The sequence below is a fragment of the Hyalangium versicolor genome (assembly GCF_020103695.1).
Taxonomy (GTDB): Bacteria; Myxococcota; Myxococcia; order Myxococcales; family Myxococcaceae; genus Hyalangium; species Hyalangium versicolor.
On the sequence record NZ_JAHXBF010000001.1, the window covers coordinates 551,950 to 570,718 of the forward strand.

The following is an 18,769-nucleotide window of genomic DNA, read 5'->3' on the forward strand; positions in this document are numbered from 1 at the left end:
CCTCAGATGCTGCCGAGCTCGCGCTCCTGGTGAGGGGGCTGGGCAGTTCGCGCGCGCGCGGCCCAATGGGCGTTCTCCACGTAGACGGCCATGCCCGCGACCGTCGGCGTCTCGAACACCCGCTGCAGGGGAAACTCCGTCTGGAGTTGCGTCCGGATGCGGGACACGAGGCTCGTGGCCAGCAGCGAGTGCCCGCCGAGCTCGAAGAAGTTGTCGTGGATGCTCACCTGCGGCAGCCCGAGCAGCTTCGCCATGATGGCGGCGATGCTGGCCTCGATCTCCGTGGTGGGCGCCACATGGCCCTTGTCATTCGCGGACCGCACCTCCGGAGCGGGGAGGGCCCGGTGATCCACCTTCTCGTTGGGTGTGAGCGGCAGCGCCTCCATCACCACGAAGGTGTCCGGCATCATGTACGCGGGCAGCCGCCCGGCCAGGTGCTGCTTCAAGAGCGGGACGGTCTCGGCCGCCAGCCGCTTGTGCAGAGGGGCGTTGGCGCAGGAGCGCAGAGGCCGCGTGTGCTGGACGCGCGCTCGCGTCACGGAGGCCAGCGAGCCTCCCCGGGGCACCAGGGCCGCATCGAAGCGGCTGGGATCCGAGGACACGAGGCACTCCACTTCATAGCCGCGGTCGGCGCACAGCGCGCGGACATCCTCGGGCTCGAGCCCTCCCTCGAGGCGAGAGAGCCGCTCCTTCAACTCCACCACATCTCCCGCCAGGACATCCTCGTCCCAGAGCAGCCTGGCGAGCTGGATCTCGGTCTGGACGACGCCGCGAGGCAGCCCCGTGATGAGCAGCCCTCCGCGCCGGCCGGGGACCAACAGGTCTTCGAGATCCTCCAGAGTGAGGTGCTCGCCCGGCACCCGCTCGATGTCGAGCGCGGGCGGCTCGGGAGTCTCCACCTCCAGGACGGCATTGACGCGGAACTTGTGGAGCTCGTTGGTGGCGCGGCCGCGCTGGATCCGCACCTCGGAGTGCGTCACGCGTGCGAGCCGCTCCCGCAGCGAGGCGAAGAGTTCGGGCGCGAGGAACAGCTCGTTCTCCTGGGCCAGCGCCTGCTCCACCCTGCGCGCGAGTTCCCGGACGGCCAGCTCGGGCTCCGCCTTGAAGAGCTCCACCGAGGCATGGAAGGCCTCCAGCAGCGCGAGGCTGCGCACGTCGCACACGTACACCGCGCCTCCGGGACGCACCAGGCGCACGGCGTTCTCCAGCACGTGCAGCAGGTAGTCGAGGCTGGGGAAGTACTGCACCACCGAGCTCAGCACGATGGCGTCGAATGAGGCGGGCTCGAGCCCCGCGAAGTCATCCGCGGGGCGCTGCTCCAACTGGATGTGGCGGAAGCGCTCTCCCTGCTCGGAGATGCGCTGGCGCACGGAGTCCAGTGACACCTTCGAGACGTCCGTGCCCAGGTATGCCTCGCAGTGGGGCGAGATGCGGAACATCAACATGCCGCTGCCGCAGCCGATCTCCATCACCCGGCGCGGACGCGCCTGCAGCACTTGCTGGACGATGCCGTCGGCCCAGACGTGCATCTCGGGCAGGGGGATGGGCTTGCCGTCGTAGGTGCTCAGCCAGCCCATGGTGTTGAACAGCGGATCCTCCAGCTCGCTTGCTTCCTCGTAGATGTGCCCGTTGAAGAGTTCGCTCCACTCCACGACTTGGCTCGTGGCGATCTCCCGGCGCTGCTCCACGCTCAGGGCGAGCTCGGGATCGGCGGCCACGTACGCCAGCAGCCTCTTGTCTCCGCCAGGCTGCTCGCGCACCACCACGGCGGCCTGATGCACCGCGGGGTGGGCGAGAAGGTGCGCCTCGATCTCCGCGGGCTCGACGCGGAATCCACGCAGCTTCACCTGGCGGTCGGTCCGGCCCAGGAACTCGAACGTCCCATCGGGATGGGCTCGCGCCAGGTCGCCCGTCCGGTAGAGGCGCGCACCGGGGATCGGGCTGAAGGGGTCCGGGATGAAGCTCCAGGCGGTGAGCTCGGGACGCTTGAGGTAGCCCCGGGCCACGCCCTCTCCTCCGGCGTAGAGTTCTCCGGGCACGCCCAGGGGAACGGGCCTCAGCGCTTCATCCAGGATGTAGACGCGCGTGTTTGCGATCGGGCGCCCGATCGGCACCGTGTGTTCGAGCTGCACCGGGTGCCGCATCGGGTGGCAGCAGGTGAACGTGGTGTTCTCCGTGGGGCCATAGCCGTTGATCAGCGTCAGCGAGGGGTTGTCGGCGAGGACCTGGGCCACGTGGCGAGGCGACAGCACGTCCCCGCCCGCCAGGAGCTGGCGCACCCCGCGGAAGCACGCGCTCTGCTCCTCGGCCATGAGGTGGAAGAGGCTCGCAGTCAGCCACAGGCTGGTGATGCCATGCTCCACGATGAACCGGCCCAGCGCCTCCATGCTGGCGAGCCCGGGTGGGAAGAGGGCCAGCCGCCCGCCATTCAAGAGGGGCGCCCACAGCTCCAGCGTCGAGGCGTCGAAGGAGATGGAGGCGTACTGGAGGAAGGTCTCCGTGGCGTCGAAGCGCGCGAAGCCGGTGTCCTTGACGAGCCGCACCACGTTGCGGTGGCTGACGGGCACGCCGCGCGGCTCTCCCGTGGAGCCCGAGGTGAACATGATGTACGCGAGGTTGTCCGGCTCGGTCCGCGGGTGCGGAGGGCTGGAGGGCTCGTTCACGAGCAGCTCGTCCAGCGCGTCCAGATGCACCAGTTGCGCCCACGAGAGGGTGATCTTCGCCTCCAGGCGGGAGTCCGTGAGGATGACGAGGGGGGCGGCCTGCTCGAGCATCACATCCAGCCGCTCCTGGGGGTATGCGGGATCGAGGGGCACGTACGCGCCGCCGGCCTTGAGGATGCCCAGGATCGCGATGACCATCTCCATGCCGCGTTCCAGGCACAGGCCCACGGGGATCTCGGGCCCCACGCCATAGCGGCGCAGGTGGTGCGCGAGCCGGTTGGCCTGTGCGTCGAGCTGCGCGTAGGTCAGCGTCTTCTCGCCAGCCACGAGGGCGATCCGGTTCGGGGCCGCAGCCACCTGGGCCTCGAACGTGCTGTGGATGCACCCCTGGGGCCGTGCATGGGCCCCCGTGTTGAAGGCGTGCACCACGTGCTGGAGTTCCGCCTCTGTCATGAGCTGCAACTGCGAGAGCCGCCGCTCGGGGTGGGCCGCTATGTCCGCCAGCAGCGTGTGGAAGTGCCCCATCAGCCGCTCGATGGTGGACGACTCGAAGAGATCGGCGTTGTACGTGCAGACCCCGCGCAGCCCTCCCTCCGACGGCCAGAGGTGGAGCTCCAGATCGAATCGCGTGGTGACCTCCAGAGCCTCCACCGGGTGCACATCCACACCCGGTAGGTGGAACCGCGGCGCCATGGCCTCCTGCTGCTGGAGCGCGAAGACGACCTGGAAGAGCGGGTTGGCGCTCAGGTCCCGCTGGGGCTGCAGCTCCTCTACCAGCCGCTCGAAGGGCAGATCCTGATGCTCGTACGCGCTCAGGGCCCGCGTGCGCACCTGCTCAAGAAGGCGGGTGAAGGGGAGCGAGCCGTCCACGTGATTGCGGAACACGAGCGAGTTGGCGAAGAAGCCAATGAGTGGCTCCGTCTCGCCCCGCGTCCGGTTGGCAATCGGCGAGCCCACGGCGATGTCCTGCTGCCCCGTGTAGCGCCACAGCAGGACGTTGAACGCGGAGAGCAACAGCATGAACAGGGTCGTCCCCTGATGCTTGCTCAGCTCCTGCAGCGCGCTCACCAGGTGCTCCGGCAGTTGGAGCTGCTGCCCCCGGCCGCGGAACGTCTCCACGGGGGGACGCGGATGATCGAGCGGGAGCTGCAAGGGCGTGAGGCCCTTCAGGTGCTCGCGCCACCACGCAAGCTGCCGGTTCAGCGTATCCCCGTTCAGCCAGTCTGCCTGCCACACGGCGAAGTCGCCGTACTGGATGGGCAGCTCCTCGAGGGGTGAAGGCTTGCCCGACACGAACGCGCTGTAGAGCGCCGAAACCTCGCGGGCGAGCACTCCAATGGACCAGCCATCCCCGGCGATATGGTGGAGGGTGAGCAGGAGCAGGTGCGACGTCCTGCCCAGGCGCACGAGCCGTGCCCGCAGCAGCCGGCCTGCGGAGAGATCAAATGGGGCGCGGCCCTCCTCCCATGCCTGCCGCTGCGCCTCGCGGGTCTGCTCCTCGGGGGGTAGCGCGCTCAGGTCCACCAACTCCAGCCGGGCCCCCTCGGGTGGGAGGATGAACTGGACGGGCTCTCCCTCCACTTCGCGGAAGGCCGTGCGCAGCGCCTCGTGGCGGCGCATGATTTCATCGAGGCTCCGGGCGAGCGCCTCGGCATTCAAGAGCCCGTCGAGCCGCAGGCTCATGCTCATGTTGTAGGCGTGCCCGGTGTGGCCCATCCGATCGAGGAACCACAGCCGGCGCTGGGCGTACGAGAGGGGGATGCCGCTCTGCTGCTGCCGGCGCGGGAGGGTGCGCGCGGAGGCGTTCTGGGCCGAGGGCGGCGTCTTCTGCTGCATGATCCGCTCGAAGAGCGCTCGCTTCGCGGGAGACAACTGCGCGAGTTGATCCTTCAAGTCATTCATCTCGGGTGGTTTCCTGAGTGTCTGGAGAGGGGAGCGTGCGGCTCAGGGCGTGGAGGTGCTGGCGAGCAATGCGAGGGCTTCTTCCTCGGGCATCTGGCTCAGCTGCTCGAGCAGCGCGGCGGCTTCTCCGGGGGGAGGGGCTTTGGGGGTACGGGCGTCGATGGCGGCGGAGAGTCCCGCGACGGTGGGCTTTTCGAAGACGAGCTGGAGCGACACCTCGATGCCCAGCTCGCCGCGGATCCGCGTCACGAGCCGAGTGGCCAGCAGGGAGTGCCCACCCATCTCGAAGAAGTGGTCGTGGGCGCTGATCCGGTCCAGGCCCAGCAGCTCTGTGTAGAGCCGCGCGACGAGCTCCTCAGTGGGAGTGGCGGGGGCTCTGTGTTCGATGGAGGCGCGAGCAGTCATGGTCTCCAAGGCGGGCAGGGCGCGGCGGTCGAGCTTGCCGTTGGGCGTGAGGGGCAGGGCTCCCAGAGCGATGAAGGCCGAGGGGATCAGCGGCGAGGGCAGCCGTTCGCCGAGGAAGCGCCGCAGCTCCGGGAGCAGCTCGGTCGTGGCCCGCGTGCGCAGCGGGTTGTTGGCATAGGCGATGGGATCTCGGAGGCGCGCGGCGGGTCGCGGTGGGCTGGGAACGGAGGCTGCTGTCGAACCCGGTCCCTGGCGGATGAAGACCGCGTCGAAGTTGCCCTCACCTTCGGGGTTCCAGTACAGCTCCACGGCGTAGGACAGGCGCTTCGCGAGGGCGTGGAGCGCCTCGGGATCGATGCCTTGGAGTGGCTCATGCTCCAGCGAGGCGCGGAGTTCTCGCACGTCTCCGGGAGGCGCAGCGGCGGAGAGCAGCGCCGCTGCTTGCCGGTCTCGCTGGGTCCGCGCGTCGGACAGGTGATGGAACCAGGCGCGTTCGGGCTGCTCGCGCTCCAGGCAGGCCCGCAGCGCCTCCAGGTCCGGCGCGCTCCGAGGCTCCACGTCCTTCAGGATGGAGGGGGCGGACGCGCCATCCGCATACAGCACGGCGTTGATGCGGAACCTGTTGAGCTCGTTGGCGTAGCGGCCCCGCTGAGGGTGGAGGGTTACCGCGCTGGCGCCAATTCCCCGCTCGGGCAGGGAGGCGAGGAGTGCCGGATCGATCAGGAGCTCCTTCTCCTCGAAGGCGGCTTTGCGCACGCGCTGCGCGAGGGCCGTCACGGTCATGCTCTCTCCGGCGCGCGTCAGCTCCACCGAAGCGCGGAGCGCGGGAGCGAGCGAGAGCACCCGTACGTCTCCCACGAAGACGAAGCCGCCGGGCGACACCACCCGGAGCGCGCCCTCGAGGATCTCCATGAGGTACTCGACGCTCGGGAAGTATTGGATGACAGAGTTGAGGATGACGGCGTCGAACGAGCCCGGGGCCATGCGGGACACCTCGTCCGCGCCGCCCTGCGCGAGCGTCACGTGGCGGAAGCGCTCTCCCGCGCGGGCGATCTGGGTGGCCACGTAGTCCAGCGAGGCCTGGGAGAGATCCACGCCTTGGTAGGCCTCGCAGTGGGGCGCGAGTTGGAAGAGCACCATCCCCGTGCCGCACCCCAGCTCCAGCACCCTCCGGGGCCGGAGCGCGAGAACGCGCTCCACACGCTCCGCGAGCCACTGCCGCATCTCGTCCTCGGGCAACGGACGGTTGTCGACACTGCTGCGCCAGCCTGCGGTGTTGAACAGCGGATCGCCACGTTGCTCGCTGAGCGCCTCTTCGTAGACAGCGCCCCACAGCGTCTTCCACTCCTCCACCTGCGTCCGGGCCTGGGCGCTGGACTCCTTGCTCCGGCCGAACTCGGCGGAGGGCACGACATAGGCAGTGAGCACGGGATCGCCGAAGGCATCGGCGCGGGCAACGATCGCCGCCTCGCGCACGTCCGGGTGCTCCAGGAGCCGGTATTCGATCTCGCCCGGCTCGATGCGGTGGCCCCGGATCTTGAGCTGATGGTCGGCGCGGCCTACGAACTCGAGGCTCCCATCCGGCAGGTGCCGCAGGAGATCTCCCGTGCGGTAGAGCCTTCCTCCCTCGCCGCCAAACGGATCCGGGATGAATCGCTCGGCCGTCAGCTCTGGACGCCCAAGGTAGCCATGGGCGAGTGCCACGCCGCCGATGTAGCCCTCGCCCACCGCACCGGGGGGGACGGGCTGGAGCAGCCCATCCAGCACATAGAGGCGCATGTTGGCGGTGGGCCTGCCAAGGGAGATGGGCCCTTCGGTATGGCGCACGAGGGCGGAGGTGCACCAGACCGTGGCTTCGGTGGGCCCATACATGTTGTGCAGCTCGCCCTTCAGCGTCCCGAGCAGCTCTCGGGCCAGGGCTGGGGAGAGCGCCTCGCCACCCACCAGGAGCTTCTGGAGCTGGCCCAGCGCGGCGCGGCCGTCCTGATCCAGCAGCATCATCCGGACGAAGGAGGGAGTGCTCTGCAGGTGCGTCACCTGGTGACGGGCGATGAGCGCCGCTGGCGAGCTGTCCTCCACGAGCGGACCCCGCGGGCTGCCAGGGCTCAGCGGCCAGCTCATGGATACCTGCTCCGCTATGTTCCCGGAGTGTCGCTGGAAGCGCTGCCTCAGCGTGTCCAGGGAGCGCAGGCTCGCGAGTACCTCGTCGCTGTCGATCCCGAAGTCGATGAGGCATGCGAGTTCGTCGGCACCGAGCGCCTGGAGGCGATGGACCAGCTCCTCGCACGAGTCCGGAGTTCCGAACAGGGCACTCGTCTCCACGTAGCGCCGGTAGGCCTGCTCCAGCATGAGTTCGGGATCCACCTGGTGGCCGTGCTGGTCCGCGACCGGATTGAGCAGACCCGTGAAGGAGCGCAGGTAGTTCTTGAAGGGCTCGCGGATCCGCTCGGACACCAGCGCGGCGCTCTCGCCCACGAAGGTGTGCAGCATGACGGTGACGCGACCCTCCTCTGGCACCAGGCCTCGTTGGGCCCTCGCCTCGCGGTAGATGGAGATGCGCTCCTCGAGTTCGCGCACGTTCTGTCCCAGCAGGTGGGTGAGCACATGGGCGCCCAGCTCTCCGGCGAGCCGGAACGTCTCCGGATTGCCTCCCGCGGTGAGCCACATGGGGAGTTGTTCCTGCACGGGCGGAGGTTGGATCCGGACCTGGATCTCCTGGCCGATGCCATTGCGGCGAGAGATGGCGCCGCCTCCCCACAGCGTGCGCACGGTCTCGATGTGCCGCAGCATCAGCTCCTTGCGGCCGTTGTACTGGTCCGGGGCGAGCACGAAGTCGTTGAAGTGCCAGCCCGAGGCGAACGCGACGCCCGCGCGGCCCTGCGAGAGGTTGTCCACCACGGACCACTCCTCTGCGACGCGCAGGGGATCGTGCAGGGGCAGCACCACGCTGCCCGCCCGGATCGACACCCTCCGAGTCACCGCCGCGATCGCCGCGCCCATCAAGGAAGGATTCGGGTAGAGACCTCCAAAGGAGTGGAAGTGCCGCTCGGGCGTCCACACCGCTTCGAAGCCATGGGTGTCCGCGAACCGCGCGCCCTCCAGCAGCAGCCGGTATCGGTCTCCGCCACGCTGGGACGCGTTGTCGGCGAAGTAGAAGAGGCTGAACCCCATCCCTCGCGAGCGAGTTCGGGGAGCCTTCGCCGGCGCTGGCGCTGGCTGCCGCTCCTCACGGGTGTCCGGCAGGAGCACCACCTTGAAACCTCGCGCGAGGGTCCAGAAGAGCTCCAGGACGGAGATGTCGAAGGAGATGCTCGTGACGGCCAGCCACGTGCCGGGCGCCTCGGTGCCAAGCCGGTCATCCATCCCCCGGAAGAAGGCCGCAACTCCCTCATGGTGGACGATCACGCCCTTGGGACGGCCCGTGGAGCCGGAGGTGTAGAGCACGTACGCGGCCTGGCGCGGATCGATGGCCACGCCGGGGTTGGTTACGGCTTCGCGAGCCAGCTCCGCCTGATCCCGGTCCACGCAGCTCGTGCGGCAGGGGGTGGGCCCGAGCGCGTCCAGCAGGGACTCGCGTGTCACGATCATCCGGAGGTGCGCATCGGAGATCATGAAGCGCAGACGCTCGGCGGGGTATGCCGGATCCAACGGTACGTAGGCCGCGCCCGCCTTGAGGATGCCCAGCAGGGCGATGACCATTTCGGGCGAGCGCTCCAGGCAGACGCCGACCCGGTCCTCCACCCCCACGCCCAGCCGGCGCAGGTGCCACGCCACCTGGTTGGCGCGCGCGTTGAGCTCCTGGTACGTGAAGGCCTGCGACTCCCGGCCCGCCTTGTCGAAGACGAGCGCCGTCTGCTGGGGCGTCAGGGCCGCCTGGGCCTCGAAGAGCTCATGGATGCAGGCGCGGCGGTAACGCACCCGCGTGTCGTTCCACTCGTTCAGCACCCGCTCACGCTCGGCGGAGGACAGCAGCGGCAGCCGCGAGACGGGCTCGTCCGGAGCCACCACGGCGGCCTCCAGGAGCGTCTGGAAGTGCGACAGCAACCGATCGATGGTCTCCGGGCGGAAGAGATCCTCGTTATAGAGGCACCCTCCGCGGAGCCCTCCCTCGCTCGGCCAGACGTGGAGTTCGAGATCGAAGCGGATGGTCGCCTCGTCCAATGCGAGCACCTCGGACTCGAGCCCCTCCAACTCGAAGCGAGGCGCCATGGCCTCGCGCTCCTGGAGCGCGAACATCACCTGGAAGAGCGGATTGCGGCTGAGGTCGCGCTGAGGCTGTAACTCCTCGACGAGCTTCTCGAAGGGCAGATCCTGGTTCGCATATGCCCCCAGCGCCGTGCTCCGCGCTCGCGCGAGCACCTCGCGGAACGAGGGTGTCCCCTCGAAGGGAGTGGAGAGCACCAGTGAGTTGACGAAGAACCCGATGAGGTTCTCGATCTCCGAGTAGCCCCGGTTGGCGATTGGCGAGCCGACGGTGATGTGGGGCTGGCCCGTGTAGCGGTGCAGGAGCGTCTGGAAGCCCGCCAGCAGCACCATGAAGAGCGTCGCACCTTCCTGACGGCCCAGTTCCTCCAGCGCGGAGGTGAGCCGGACTGGCAGCCGGAACGGGCGCGAGCCTCCGTGGAACGTCTCCACGGCAGGGCGCGGAAAGTCCGTGGGGAGCTGGAGCGGGGTGAGATCCGCGAGCGCGGCGCGGTAGTGCTTCACCATCGCCTCGAGCGCGGGGCCTCGCAGCCAGCCGCGCTGCCAGTGCGCGAAGTCCGCATACTGGATGGGCAGCGCTGCCAGCGGCGAGGGCTTGCCGGCGCGGAACGCCGCGTAGAGAGCGCGCAGCTCCCGGGAGAAGACGCCCACGGACCAGCCGTCGAAGGCGATGTGGTGGAAGCTCACCAAGAGCACATGCTCCTGCTCGCCCAGCCGCAGCAGACGCGCGCGCATGAGCGGCCCCTGCGAGAGATCGAAGAGCGTGGACTTCTCCTGCTGGATCATCCGCAGCAGCTCGCGCTGACGCTCCTCGGCGGACAGGTCCGACAGATCCCACGAGGGCAGATCCAACGTCGTGAGGGGGAGGACTCGCTGCACCGGCTCATCGCCCGAGGCGTGGAAGCAGGTGCGCAACGCCTCGTGTCTGCGGAAGATCTCATCCAGCGCCTGGCCCAACGCCGCGCGATCCAGCGTCCCCTTCAGTCGGAGGTTGACGGCGACGTTGTAGGTGTTGCCCAGCGAGCCCAACTGCTCCAGGAACCACAGCCGCTGCTGCGCGAACGAGGCGGGCACGCTCTCGCGGGTGGAGGTGGGCAGCAGGGGTGGAGCCAGGGGACGCGCTCCGCGCTCGAGATGTTCCTCGACCCAGGCGGCCAGGCCCGCAGGGGTCGGCAGCTCGAAGAGTTTGACCAGGGGCAGCTCCACGCCGAACACGCTGCGGATCCGGGAGGCGAGCCGCGTGGCGAGCAGGGAGTGGCCGCCGAGCGCGAAGAAGTCGTCGTGGATACCCACCCGCGCGACGCCGAGCATGCCGGAGAAGAGGCCCGTGATGGCCTCTTCCATCGGGGATCGCGGCCCGGTGAACTCCTCCTGCTCCTGGGAGCCGTGCTCGGGAGGCGGCAGTGCCCGGGCATCCACCTTGCCGTTCTGCGTGAGCGGCAGCGCTGGCAACAGGGCGAAGGCGGAGGGGACCATGAAGGCGGGCAGGGCGCCTTCGAGCGACTCGCGCAGCGCCCCGGTGGACAGTCCAGGGCCTTCGGGCACCACGTAGGCGACGAGCCGCTTGTCGTTGGGGGCTTCCTCTCGTACCACCACGGCCACGTCCCGCACCCGTGGGTCCTTGAGGAGCTGGGCCTCCACCTCTCCGGGCTCGATGCGGAAGCCGCGGATCTTCACCTGCCGGTCCACCCGGCCGAGGAACTCGATGGTGCCATCCGGCAGGTAGCGCGCACGATCGCCCGTCCGGTACAGCCGCGCGGAGGGCTCCTCGCGGAAGGGATCTGGAACGAGCTTCTGCGCAGTCAGCTCGGGCTGGCTCCGGTAGCCCCACGGGACGGCCGGGCCACCGATGTAGATCTCCCCGGGCACGCCGATGGGAACGCGGTTGAGGTGCCGGTCCAGGAGGTGGACGATCCGATCCCCAATGGCCCGGCCGATGGGGAGCGACTCCCGGCGCGCGTCGAAGTCCCGCGGCACCGGGTAGCAGGTGGCGAACACGGTGCACTCGGATGGCCCGTACCCATTGACGATGCGCGTGTCCGGCAGCAGCCGAAGCGCCCGGGTCACGTGCGCGACGGATACTTTGTCTCCTCCCGTCATCAGTTGACGCACGCCGCGCAGGGCCTCGGGCATGGTGTCGATGAAGAGGTTGAAGAGCGCGGAGGTCAGCCACAGCGTGGTGATGCCCTGGCGCTGGATGGCGTTCGCCAGCTCCGAGGGGTTGGGTGTCGCGCCGGGGTGCACCACGCAGCGTCCACCGCACAGCAGCGCGGGCCATAGCTCGAGCGTGAGCGCATCCCAGGAGATGGAGGAGTACTGGAGCAGCACCTGCTCCTCGTCGAACGTGACGTACCGGACGCCGAGGATGAAGCCGGGAATGGCGCGGTGGGGGACCTCGACCGCCTTGGGCGTCCCCGTGGAGCCCGACGAGTACATGACGTAGGCGAGATCCTCCGGCGTCACATGGGAGGCAGGGGCGGTCTCGGGCGCGCGAGCCAGCGTGTCCCCCAGCGCGTCCAGGCACACGAGCCGGGCCTCGTGCGGCGGCAACCGCGCGGCGACATCCGTGGTGCTCAGCAGGACGGAGACCCGTGTGTCCCGCAGGCAGAACTCCAGCCGCTCTGGGGGGAAGGTCCTGTCCAACATCACATAGGCGCCTCCCGCCTTCAGGATGGCCAGGATGCACGCCATCATCTCCAGCGAGCGCTCCATGCACACGCCCACCAGCGCTCCGGGCCCCACGCCGAGCTGGACGAGGTGGTGAGCCAGGCGGTTGGAGCGCGCGTCCAGCTCGCGGTAGCTCCAGTGCGTGTCTCCACAGGACAGGGCGATCCGTTCACCGGCCTTGCGCACCTGGGCCTCGAAGAGGTGGTGGATGCAGGCAGGGCGTGACGGCATGGCGGCTTCTTCTGACGCGCGGTGGCTCAGCATCGTGGGCACCGTCACACCGCGGGCGTGAAGAAGTAGGAGGTGCGCTTCTTGATCATTCCATCCTCGAAGGTGTAGCAGTCGGCGAAGCGCACCTGGAGCGGCGTGCCATTGCGGTGCGTTCCCGCGAAGTGTCCCCAGCAGGCCGCGCTGTCCTCTTCCGTGAGCAGCCCGTCGATCGTGTGGCGTCCCGCCGCGATGACGCGCACGCGCTCGTAGAAGTCGAGCAACTCCTGGGCCCCGATGATGGGAGCGTACCCGGGTCGCTCGTAGATGACGTCCCGGCAGAACAGCGGACGAAGCCCCGCCCAATTGTTGCTGTCGATGTGATGGAACATCTGGACGATCAGCTCCTTCGACATGGGACCCTCTTCGGTGCTTCGTCGTGGGACACGGCGGAGGCGCTCACGCTTGCGCCATGCTCCAGGCCTCGAGTTGCCGCTGCTCGGCGTGGGTGAGCAGCGGGAGCGCGGACAGCCGGCTGTGCGGCTGCGCGACGATGCCGTCCAGCAGCGTCTGGTAATGGCCGAGCATGCGGGTGATGGTGTCCGCCCGCAGCAGGCCGGTGTCGTAGATGAACTGGCACTGGAAGCCCTCGGGGTCCTCCCAGATGTGCAGCTCCAGATCGAAGCGGGCCGCGTTCTCTTCGAAGTGCAGGGGAATGAAGGTCATCCCACCCGCTTCGATCGATGCCCCCATGCCCTTGCGCTGCTGGAAGGAGAAGATGACCTGGAACAGCGGGTTCTGGCTCGGATCGCGCTCGGGCTGCAGGCTCTCCACGAGCTTCTCGAAGGGCAGATCCGGGTGCTCATACGCCCCGAGCGCCATCTCGCGAGTGCGGCGCAGCAGCTCGATGAAGGGAGGATCCCCTCGGAAGTCTCCGCAGAGCACGAGCGAGTTGACGAAGAAGCCAATCAGCCCTTCGACTTCGGCGCGGTTGCGGTTGGCGATGGGCGAGCCCACCGTGATGCGATCCTGGCCTGTGTAGCGGTAGAGCAGGGTCTGGAACGCGGCCAGCAACGTCATGAACAGGGTGGCGCCCTGGGTGCGCCCAAGCTTCTCCAACTCGGTGATGCGGGAGTGGGACAAGAGGATGCGCTGACCGGCACCCGGTGCGTGCTTGCGGACGGAGGGGCGGGGGCTGTCGGTGCAGAGCGCCAGCGGCTCGAGTTCCGCGAGCGCCTTGCGCCAATAGGCGAGCTGGGAGTCCAGCCGCTCTCCCTGCAGCCAGCGGCGCTGCCACACAGCGAAGTCCGCGTACTGGATGGAAAGCGGGGGCAGCGGGGAAGGGCGCCGCGTGGCCAGCGCCGGGTAGAGCGCGACCAGCTCCTTCAAGTAGACGTCCAGCGACCACCCATCCGAGGCGATGTGGTGGAACGTGCTCACGAGTACATGGTCTGTCTCGTCCAGGCGGAACAGGCGCGAGCGCAGCAGCAGGCCCCGGGACAGATCGAAGGGCCGGGCGTTCTCCTCGACCGTCAGCCGGGCCAGCTCGCGCTCCCGCTCCACTGGGGGCAGGTGGGAGAGATCCACCTCTGGGAGCGCGTAGGCAGTGGGTGGCAGCACATGCTGCGTCGGGTTGCCGTCCGTCTCCTGGAAGCGGGTGCGGAGGGCCTCGTGGCGGTTGACCAGTTCCTGGAGGCAGGCGCGCAGGGCCGTGGCCTCCAGTGGGCCATGGAGGCGCATGTTGGCGGGGGTGTTGTAGGCGTTGCCCCCAAACCCCATACGCTCGATGAGCCACAAGCGCTGCTGCGCGAAGGACAGGGGGAGCGGCTGCTCGCGGCTCACGGGAAGCAGCGGCTCGGGCGGGGCGGCGGACTTCCTGATTGCCATCCCCGCGCGGGCCTGGCCGAGGAAGGAGATGAGCTCCGACTTGCGCTGGCTCAGCTCGTTGCGCAGCTCTGGGGTGAGCGAGCCCTTGGGCGCGTCGAGGCGCAGGTTTCCCGCGTCGACGCTCACCCGGATGTCGCGCTCCTCCAACTGGCGCAGCAGCTCCGAGACGGGCCTCATAGCTCGATCACCTCGCGCTCGGGGGCCAGGGCCCCGGGAGGAATGGCGGGAGCAGCTCTGGAGCGCATGAGCGTCTGGATGCACGCCGCCTGCCCCGCGATGGTCGGGTACTCGAAGAGCACGCTGAGCGGCAGCTCCAGTTGGAGGACGCTGCGCAGCTTGGAGATGGCTTGGGTGGCCAGGAGCGAGTGCAGCCCCAGATCCATCAGGTTGTCCTGGACGCCAATCCCCTGGATGCCCAGGAAGTGTTCCCACAGCGAGGCGAGCTTGTTCTCGAGCTCCCCTTCGGGCGCCACATACGGCGTGCCGAGCTCGGGTCGCTGATGGGCCTGGCGCGGAGGGGCTTGGGGCGCGGAGGCCTCCAGCCGGGCCCGGGCGTCGAGCATGCCCTCCCGTCCGAGCGCCTCCAGATCGAACGGGGAGACGAGGACGCGCGAGAAGGGGTGCCGCAGCAGCGCGCCGAAGAGCCGAGCGCCCTCGCTGGGACTCACGCCGTCCTGGAATACGGAGGGGCCGGCGCTTCCGCCGCGCTGGGCCCACCGCTCCGTGGCCTGCTGGTACATGCCGGTGCCCTTCCAATCGAACCAGCCGACGGACACCGTGGGTGTTCCCCCCAGCCGGGTGAAGAAAGGAGCGAAGGCATCCAGGAAGTCGCTCGCGGCGCAGTGCGCCACCTGTCCGAACTTCGTCTGGTGCAGCTCCGTGCCGAGCGTCGAGCAGAGCAGGAAGAAATCCAGCGGCTGTCCCTCCAGCACGCGCTGCAGCACGAGCGTGCCGTGCACCCTGGCGGACAGGTACGGCCTCAGCGAGGCTCGCGTCCGGCCCTGGAGGAGCCCTCCCTCGTCCAGCACCCCCGCGGCCTGGATGACGCCGTCGATCCTCCCGAAGCGCCGGAGGGCCTCCCGCACCACGGTGCGCATGCGCTCGAGATCCGCGACATCCGCCTGCTCGATCCACACCTGTGCGCCCTGCCGCTCCATCTCCCGGAGCTGGTGGATGCGCTGGCTCGTGGCATCCCGCGCCTCGTGCTCCGCGAGCCAGGTGTCCCACTGCTCGCGCGCGGGGAAAGGTCCTCGCCCCGTGAGCAGGAGCCTCGCGCGGACGGTGCGCGCCAGATGGCCGGCGAGGGCGAGTCCGATGCCCCCGAGCCCGCCAGCCAGGAGGTAGACACCGCCTTCCTTCAACCGCGCAGTGCTCTCAGTGGGGACTTCCATCCGGAAGGGCCGGGTGAACTGTTCGAACCGGTGCCGGCCGCGGTAGGCCACGAGCACGCCGCCCTCAGGCTGGCTGAGTTCCTGGAGCAGCGGCTCGGCGAGTTCGCCGCTCCGGCTCGGAGGCGGCAGCACCACGTCTACACACCGGATCCAGAGGCCCGTGTACTCCTGGGGAATGACCTTGCATGCCCCGAGCAGAGCGCTCTTGACGGGATGCAACTCCTCGTCGCCGAGCACCTCGGCGAGCTGGTTGGCAACGACCAGGAGCCGCCACGCGTGCGTGAAGCCACTGCGGCCGATGGCCTGGGCCAGGAACACGAGGCTGTGCAGGCCTCGGTCCAGGGTGGGCTCTACGTCCTCCAGCAGCCGGGAGGGGAACACCTCGGGGGTTACGTTCCAGAGGTGCAGGACGGCCTCGGGCAACTGGTCCTCTCGCCGCAATGTCTCCAGCAGGCGCTGGTAGTGCTCGGGCTCTCCCGGGGCCAGGGTGAAGTCCCGCAGGCCCGCACGGTGATAGTGCGCGCCCATGCGCACGACGATGGGCGGCACGCCGGCGGCCTCCAGCCGGGCCTGGAGCTCCGTGCCCAGACCACACTCGTCCATCATCAGCAGGCAGCGGACCTGGGGGAGCGCCGTGCTCCTCGCGAGGAACGGCACCGTCCGCCGCCACGAGGGCAGGTAGATCCAGTCCGCCAGCTCGGGCTTGCGCATCAGGGCGGGGGCCTGCGCCGCGCTGGATGCAGCCCGTGGGGGTTGGGAGTCAATCCAATGGCGGCTGCGCTCGAACGGATAGGTGGGCAGACGGATCTTGTTCCGGCGGGAGTGAGCGTGCACCCCGCTCCAATCGGGGCTGCGGCCCGCGAGCCAGAGCCTGCCCAGGGTACCCAGCAAATGTGCTTGCTCCGAAGAGGCAGCGTCCTGCTGGCGGTTCAGCGACGGGAGAATCGTGCGAGAGCCCGTCTCCGGCTGCATCCTCGCCAGGGTGGTCAACGTCCGGCCGGGGCCGATCTCGAGCAACAGTTGCTCGGGATCCTTCAGCAACTGCGCGATGCCATCGGAGAAGCGCACGGGCTGCCGGAGCTGCTTCACCCAATAGCCCGGATCCGTGGCCTCCCCAGCGGTGATCCACGTCCCGGTGACGTTCGACAAGAAGGGCAGGGTGGGCGCGTGGAGCTTCACGCCGGTGAACCGCTCGCGGAAGGGCGCGAGGATCGCGTCCATCACTCGAGAGTGCGCGGCATGCTCGATGCGCAGGAACCGGCTCTCGATGCCCTCTGCCGTGAGCTGATGGTGGAGCGCGTTCACGTCCTCTGGAAGGCCGGAGATCACGCACAGGGATGGCGCGTTGACGGCCGCGAGCGACAGGCCGTCCGTGAGCCGCGCGCGCACCTCCTGCTCGGACAAGGGGACCGAGAGGTTCGCACCTCGGGGGAGCCCCTGGATGAGGGCTCCGCGGGCCGCGACGATCTCGAGCGCGTCCTCGAGCGAGAAGACGCCCGCGAGGCAGGCCGCCACGTACTCTCCGATGCTGTGACCCAGCATGGCGCTGGGCGTGATGCCCCAGGACATCCAGAGCTGGGCCAGGGCGTACTCGGTGACGAAGAGCGCGGGCAGCGCATACCGCGTCTTGCCCAACGCGATTGCGGCCTCGTCCTGGCGCTCGGGCGCGCTGTAGAGCACCGCCTCCAGGTCCAGCCCGGAACGGCTGCGGAGCAGCTCGCAGCAGCGCTCCACGTGCTCCTGGAACACGGGCTCTCGCCGCCGCAGCTCGGCGCCCATGTTCACTGCTTGGGCACCTCCGCCCGAGAACAGGAAGGCCACGGGTCGATCCCGTGCCGCGCTGAAGCCGGACAGCAGTCGCTCCCCCCGGCCCGGGCCTGAGAGCACCTGGGCCGCGTCGGCGGGATTCGTGGCCACCACGCACAGCCGGTGGGGCAGCTCGGTCCGGCCGTTCTGGAGGGTGTGGGCCACGTCCGCCAGGCAGAGGGAGGGATGGGCCTCGAGGTGCTGGGCGAGTCGTGTGGCGGAGGACTCCAGCGCCGTGCGGGTCTGGGCCGACAGCACCAGGAGTTGCGGCGTGTCGCTGAAAGGCGTGGGTGCCCGGGCAGGCGCCTCCTCGAGGATGAGGTGCGCGTTGGTGCCGCCGATCCCGAATGAGCTCACTCCCGCGCGCCGCGGTCCTCCCTGGGAGTGCCACGGGGTGAGCCGGTCATTGACGACGAAGGGGCTGTTCTCGAAGTCGATTGCGGGGTTGGGACGGATGAAGTTGAGCGTGGGGGGCAGCAGCCCGTGCTGCAGCGCGAGCGAGACCTTGATCACCCCGCCCACCCCTGCCGCTGTGTCCATATGGCCCACGTTGGTCTTCAGCGAGCCGATCCGGCAGAAGCCGCGCTCCGCCGTGGTCCCGCGGAAGGCGCGCGTCAGCGCCGTGAGCTCGATGGGATCTCCCAGCGACGTCCCTGTCCCATGCGCCTCGACATAGGTGATGGAGCCGGCCGGGACGCCCGCGACGGCGTGGGCCTCCTGGATGACGGCCTGCTGTCCGTTGACACCCGGCGCGGTGAAGCCCGCCTTGGAGGATCCATCGTTGTTGATGGCCGAGCCCTTGATGACGGCGGCCACCACATCCCCGTCCGCGAGCGCCTGGGACAGGAGCTTGAGCACCACGACGCCAACGCCGTTGCTGCCCACCGTGCCGCTGGCCGTGGAGTCGAAAGCGCGGCAGTGGCCGTCGGACGAGAACGTCATCCCGTCCTCGTAGAGGTACCCGTTCTTGTGGGGCACGCGCACCGAGGCGCCGCCCGCGAGCGCCACGTCGCACTCTCCGTTGAGGATGCTCTGACAGGCCACATGGATGGCCACCAGCGACGTCGAGCAGGCCGTCTGGACGTTCACGCTCGGCCCGCGCAGGTTCAGCTTGTAGGACACGCGCGTGGGCAGCAGATCCTTGTCGTTGCTGATGAGCACCTGGAAGGCGCGCGCCGAAGCCTGCAGTTGCTCGTGGGTGGCCAGGTTGTTGAGCAGGTACGTGTTCAGTCCACAGCCCGCGTAGACTCCGATCGTCCCCGGGTAACGCTGTGGATCGCACCCGGCACTCTCCAGCGCCTCCCACGCGCACTCGAGGAAGAGCCGCTGCTGGGGATCGATCAGCTCCGCCTCGCGCGGGCTGTAGCCGAAGAGGCCCGCGTCGAACCCCTCCACGTTCTGCAGGATGCCAGCGGCGCGGACATAGCGCGGGTTGCGGATCAGCTCGGATGGCAGGCCCGAGCGTGTGAGTTCCTCCTCGCTGAAGAAGGTGATGGACTCCACGCCCTCGCGCAGGTTGCGCCAGAAGGCGTCGACGTCCATGGCGCCTGGGAAGCGGCACGCCATGCCGATGATGGCGATGTCCGTCTCGCGGGGCGAGTTCGCTTCGGGAAGGGATCCGGTGGGGGCGGTGCTCAA

Annotated in this window: 5 protein-coding genes; all 5 read right to left on the reverse strand. The window is 69.0% G+C overall.

Annotated elements, in window-relative coordinates:
* Positions 1–2: 2 nt before the first annotated feature.
* From KY501_RS01890 to KY501_RS01910, 5 genes are read right to left on the reverse strand one after another with little or no spacing between them, the layout of a single operon-like run.
* On the reverse strand, positions 3–4,565 hold the full coding sequence (locus KY501_RS01890; protein WP_224360632.1) for a non-ribosomal peptide synthetase: 4,563 nt from the start codon (positions 4,563–4,565) through the stop codon (positions 3–5).
* A gap of 42 nt (positions 4,566–4,607) precedes the next feature.
* Complete coding sequence (locus KY501_RS01895) at positions 4,608–12,071, reverse strand: non-ribosomal peptide synthetase (RefSeq protein ID WP_224360633.1); 7,464 nt, start codon at positions 12,069–12,071, stop codon at positions 4,608–4,610.
* Between the two features lie 44 nt (positions 12,072–12,115).
* Positions 12,116–12,463, reverse strand: a complete 348-nt coding sequence (locus tag KY501_RS01900; RefSeq protein WP_224360634.1) for a nuclear transport factor 2 family protein — start codon at positions 12,461–12,463, stop codon at positions 12,116–12,118.
* A 43-nt stretch (positions 12,464–12,506) separates the two neighbouring features.
* The gene (locus tag KY501_RS01905) at positions 12,507–14,111 is read right to left on the reverse strand and encodes a condensation domain-containing protein (protein ID WP_224360635.1); all 1,605 of its coding nucleotides are present in this window, start codon (positions 14,109–14,111) and stop codon (positions 12,507–12,509) included.
* Positions 14,108–18,769, reverse strand: a complete 4,662-nt coding sequence (locus KY501_RS01910; RefSeq protein ID WP_224360636.1) for a type I polyketide synthase — start codon at positions 18,767–18,769, stop codon at positions 14,108–14,110. The genes KY501_RS01905 and KY501_RS01910 overlap by 4 nt, the downstream gene beginning before the upstream one ends.